Raw genomic sequence first — 5,811 nt, 5'->3', positions numbered from 1 at the left:
CACTGTGTGGTGTGGGGCCTCGACCTGTTGGTGTTGTCCGGCGGTGTCCTACTCTCCCACATCCTCTCGAATGCAGTACCATCGGCGCTGTGGGTCTTAGCTTCCGGGTTCGGGATGGGACCGGGCGTTTCCCCCACGCTATGACCACCGTAACTCGTTCCCCAAACCATTGCTGGGTTGGGTGGCTTGTTGGGTGTTGTGGATCAACAGTATTCAATTGTACAGGGTTCCGTGCCGTGGTCGGGCCCGTGGTGCGGGGCGGCCAGGGCCTGGGTGTCCTGTGTGTTTTGGTTTCCTGTGGCAAACGGGTGGGTTTGTTGTTTGGGAACCACATAGTGAACGCGTGCATGCTTTTATTTTTATAGGGTTTGTGTGTGTTTCAAGTTGTCGGCCTATTAGTACCGGTCAGCTTCACGAGTCTTTAGTCCTCGCTTCCACATCCGGCCTATCAACCCAGTGGTCTGGCTGGGGGCCTCCCGCACGTGATGTGCATGGAAATCTCATCTTGAAGCGGGCTTCCCGCTTAGATGCTTTCAGCGGTTATCCCATCCGAACGTAGCTAATCAGCGATGCACTTGGCAGTACAACTGACACACCAGAGGTTCGTCCGTCCCGGTCCTCTCGTACTAAGGACAGCCCTTCTCAAATTTCCTGCGCGCGCAGCGGATAGGGACCGAACTGTCTCACGACGTTCTAAACCCAGCTCGCGTACCGCTTTAATGGGCGAACAGCCCAACCCTTGGGACCTACTCCAGCCCCAGGATGCGACGAGCCGACATCGAGGTGCCAAACCATGCCGTCGATATGGACTCTTGGGCAAGATCAGCCTGTTATCCCCGAGGTACCTTTTATCCGTTGAGCGACGGCCATTCCACAATGTGCCGCCGGATCACTAGTCCCGACTTTCGTCCCTGCTCGACCTGTCGGTCTCACAGTCAAGCTCCCTTGTGCACTTACACTCGATACCTGATTGCCAACCAGGCTGAGGGAACCTTTGGGCGCCTCCGTTACTCTTTAGGAGGCAACCGCCCCAGTTAAACTACCCATCAGGCACTGTCCCTGACCCGGATTACGGGCCGAAGTTAGATGTCCAAAGTGACCAGAGTGGTATTTCAACGATGACTCCGCCACAACTGGCGTTGCGGTTTCACAGTCTCCCACCTATCCTACACAAGCCACTCCGAACACCAATACCAAACTATAGTAAAGGTCTCGGGGTCTTTCCGTCCTGCTGCGCGTAACGAGCATCTTTACTCGTACTGCAATTTCGCCGAGTTTATGGTTGAGACAGCGGGGAAGTCGTTACTCCATTCGTGCAGGTCGGAACTTACCCGACAAGGAATTTCGCTACCTTAGGATGGTTATAGTTACCACCGCCGTTTACTGGGGCTTAAATTCTCAGCTTCGCCAACAAGTTGGCTAACCGGTCCTCTTAACCTTCCAGCACCGGGCAGGAGTCAGTCCGTATACATCGTCTTGCGACTTCGCACGGACCTGTGTTTTTAGTAAACAGTCGCTTCCCCCTGGTCTCTGCGGCCCACACCCGCTCACGGAACGCATGGTTCCTTCACGGGGCAGGCCCCCCTTCTCCCGAAGTTACGGGGGCATTTTGCCGAGTTCCTTAACCATAATTCTCTCGATCGCCTTGGTATTCTCTACCTGATCACCTGTGTCGGTTTGGGGTACGGGCAGTTGGAACCTCGCGTCGATGCTTTTCTTGGCAGCATAGGATCACCAAATTCCCCAAAAGAGGGGTCCCGTCAGATCTCAAAGTCGTCACTAAAGACCACACCACGGATTTGCCTATGGTGTCTCCTACATCCTTGGACCGGGACTACCATCGCCCGGCTTGGCTACCTTCCTGCGTCACACCTGTTAATACGCTTACCTCCCCGGATCGGGTCCCGCGCGCACCACCAGCCTGGCCCCGAAGGACACGCACTGATGCTTTGGGCGGTTAGTATCACCGGTTCAATATGGGCGGTTCTTCACCGGTACGGGAATATCAACCCGTTGTCCATCGACTACGCCTGTCGGCCTCGCCTTAGGTCCCGACTTACCCAGGGCAGATTAGCTTGACCCTGGAACCCTTGATCATTCGGCGGACGGGTTTCTCACCCGTCTTTCGCTACTCATGCCTGCATTCTCACTCGTGCAGCCTCCACCGCTAGTTCACACTGCGGCTTCAACGCCTGCACGACGCTCCCCTACCACTCCAAACCCCTGAACCGGGCAAGCCCGGCTAGGGACATGTTTGAAATCCACAACTTCGGCGGTGTACTTGAGCCCCGCTACATTGTCGGCGCGGAATCACTTGACCAGTGAGCTATTACGCACTCTTTCAAGGATGGCTGCTTCTAAGCCAACCTCCTGGTTGTCTAAGCAATCCCACATCCTTTCCCACTTAGCACACGCTTAGGGGCCTTAGTTGGTGGTCTGGGCTGTTTCCCTCTCGACTATGAAGCTTATCCCCCACAGTCTCACTGCCACGCTCTCACTTGCCGGCATTCGGAGTTTGGCTGACGTCAGTAACCTTGTAGGGCCCATTAGCCATCCAGTAGCTCTACCTCCAGCAAGAAACACGCAACGCTGCACCTAAATGCATTTCGGGGAGAACCAGCTATCACGAAGTTTGATTGGCCTTTCACCCCTACCCACAGCTCATCCCCTCCATTTTCAACTGAAGTGGGTTCGGTCCTCCACGCGCTCTTACACACGCTTCAACCTGGCCATGGGTAGATCACTTCGCTTCGGGTCTAGATCACGCCACTGCAACGCCCTGTTCAGACTCGCTTTCGCTACGGCTTCCCCACACGGGTTAACCTCGCGACGTAACACTAACTCGCAGGCTCATTCTTCAAAAGGCACGCCATCACGGAAACAACTACCCCAAAGGGCACGCCCGCTCTGACGGATTGTAAGCACACGGTTTCAGGTACTATTTCACTCCCCTCCCGGGGTACTTTTCACCTTTCCCTCACGGTACTTGTCCGCTATCGGTCATTAGGTAGTATTTAGGCTTATCAGGTGGTCCTGACAGATTCACACGGGATTTCTCGGGCCCCGTGCTACTTGGGATCCCCACCAGGGAGTGCACTGCATTTCGGTTACGGGACTCTCACCCTCTACGGCAGGCCATTCAAAACCCTTCACCTATGCATGCACCATTCCCCCCACCAGTCCGGCAGAACTGGAACGGCAGGTCCCACAACCCCGACCATGCAACGCCCGCCGGCTATCACACATGGCACGGTTTAGCCTCATCCGCGTTCGCTCGCCACTACTAACGGAATCACTCTTGTTTTCTCTTCCTGTGGGTACTGAGATGTTTCACTTCCCCACGTTCCCCCCACACACCCTATATATTCAGGTGCGGGTCACCACCTCGCCTTGCAACGGGTGGCGGGGTTTCCCCATTCGGACACCCTCGGATCAAAGTTCGGTTATCAACTCCCCGAGGCTTATCGCAGATTCCTACGTCCTTCTTCGGCTCCTAATGCCAAGGCATCCACCGTGCGCCCTTAAAAACTTGACCACACACAAGCAGCCAACTCACAGGCAACAACACACAAAGCGCCGCACCCGCAAGATTTCATACTTCATTTATCGAGAGAACCACGGAAAACTCAAAGAGCTTCCCAGGTTCATTCATGTCTCAAAGAAATTGCTTCCTTATAAAAGATGCTCGCGTTCACTATGTAGTTCTCAAACAACAACCCCACCACACACCAACCCGCCAAAAGCACCCAACAACCCCTCCCACAAGGAAGAACCACCGGACACCGCCTGGCAGGCGGTCATGCGCAGGAAACCAGGAAACAAACAACTCACGTTGTTGTTCCAGGACCCAACAGTGTGCCAAACGCATAACAACCAGACACCCAACAACCCACAACGGTCCGTTCCATCACGGCCCCGAAGGGGACGCGGTACTAAAACCAGGCAGCCAGGCGCCGATCATCGGCTGTTTTGTTGATATTCCACCCTTGAGCAATCCACCGAGAAACAATCGTTCTCGCAATGGATTATTCTCCTCACGCCACCAGCGCGTTCCCTGCGGAACGCCCCGTGTCCGTGTGGTGCTCCTTAGAAAGGAGGTGATCCAGCCGCACCTTCCGGTACGGCTACCTTGTTACGACTTAGTCCCAATCGCCAGTCCCACCTTCGACCACTCCCTCCCTTGCGGGTTGGGCCATGGGCTTCGGGTGTTACCAACTTTCGTGACTTGACGGGCGGTGTGTACAAGGCCCGGGAACGTATTCACCGCAGCGTTGCTGATCTGCGATTACTAGCGACTCCGACTTCATGGGGTCGAGTTGCAGACCCCAATCCGAACTGAGACCGGCTTTTTGGGATTAGCTCCACCTCACAGTATCGCAACCCATTGTACCGGCCATTGTAGCATGCGTGAAGCCCAAGACATAAGGGGCATGATGATTTGACGTCGTCCCCACCTTCCTCCGAGTTGACCCCGGCAGTCTCCCATGAGTCCCCGGCATAACCCGCTGGCAACATGGAACGAGGGTTGCGCTCGTTGCGGGACTTAACCCAACATCTCACGACACGAGCTGACGACAACCATGCACCACCTGTAAACCGGCCGCAAGCGGGGCACCCGTTTCCGGGCGTTTCCAGTTCATGTCAAGCCTTGGTAAGGTTCTTCGCGTTGCATCGAATTAATCCGCATGCTCCGCCGCTTGTGCGGGCCCCCGTCAATTCCTTTGAGTTTTAGCCTTGCGGCCGTACTCCCCAGGCGGGGCACTTAATGCGTTAGCTACGGCGCGGAAAACGTGGAATGTCCCCCACACCTAGTGCCCAACGTTTACGGCATGGACTACCAGGGTATCTAATCCTGTTCGCTCCCCATGCTTTCGCTCCTCAGCGTCAGTTAATGCCCAGAGACCTGCCTTCGCCATCGGTGTTCCTCCTGATATCTGCGCATTTCACCGCTACACCAGGAATTCCAGTCTCCCCTACATCACTCTAGTCTGCCCGTACCCACCGCAGATCCGGGGTTGAGCCCCGGACTTTCACGGCAGACGCGACAAACCGCCTACGAGCTCTTTACGCCCAATAATTCCGGATAACGCTTGCGCCCTACGTATTACCGCGGCTGCTGGCACGTAGTTAGCCGGCGCTTCTTCTGCAAGTACCCTCAACCAGACAAAGCCTGGCCTTGTTCCCTACTGAAAGAGGTTTACAACCCGAAGGCCGTCATCCCTCACGCGGCGTCGCTGCATCAGGCTTTCGCCCATTGTGCAATATTCCCCACTGCTGCCTCCCGTAGGAGTCTGGGCCGTGTCTCAGTCCCAGTGTGGCCGGTCACCCTCTCAGGCCGGCTACCCGTCGTCGCCTTGGTAGGCCATTACCCCACCAACAAGCTGATAGGCCGCGAGTCCATCCAAAACCAACAAAAGCCTTTCAACCCCCCACCATGCGGCGGAAAGTCGGCATCCAGTATTAGACCCAGTTTCCCAGGCTTATCCCAGAGTCTTGGGCAGGTTACTCACGTGTTACTCACCCGTTCGCCACTAATCCCCCCAGCAAGCTGGGGATCATCGTTCGACTTGCATGTGTTAAGCACGCCGCCAGCGTTCATCCTGAGCCAGGATCAAACTCTCCGTTAATAAAACAAACAGACACACACAACCACACCGGAAAAAGATGCCAGCCATGTGCACTAAATTCGAAACCAGCTAAACGATCATGCATCACCACAGGGGCGGCAACACACAACCAAATAACCAATCCATCAAACAATAAATTGGTATCAATAAAACTTGGCACACTATTGAGTTCTCAAACAACAAC

Annotated in this window: 3 rRNA genes; all 3 read right to left on the bottom strand. The window is 55.3% G+C overall.

What is annotated here, in order from left to right:
* Positions 1 to 35: 35 nt before the first annotated feature.
* A 5S ribosomal RNA gene (gene rrf / locus LPN03_RS20320) occupies positions 36 to 152 on the bottom strand.
* Between the two features lie 223 nt (positions 153 to 375).
* Positions 376 to 3,535 (bottom strand): 23S ribosomal RNA (locus LPN03_RS20315).
* A gap of 555 nt (positions 3,536 to 4,090) precedes the next feature.
* A 16S ribosomal RNA gene (locus tag LPN03_RS20310) occupies positions 4,091 to 5,627 on the bottom strand.
* Together the 16S, 23S and 5S rRNA genes form the textbook arrangement of a ribosomal RNA operon.
* Positions 5,628 to 5,811 lie beyond the last annotated feature (184 nt).

Source organism: Arthrobacter sp. A2-55 (genome assembly GCF_025548615.1).
GTDB classification, from domain to species: Bacteria; Actinomycetota; Actinomycetes; order Actinomycetales; family Micrococcaceae; genus Specibacter; species Specibacter silviterrae.
This window is presented reverse-complemented; position numbering and strand designations above follow the sequence as displayed.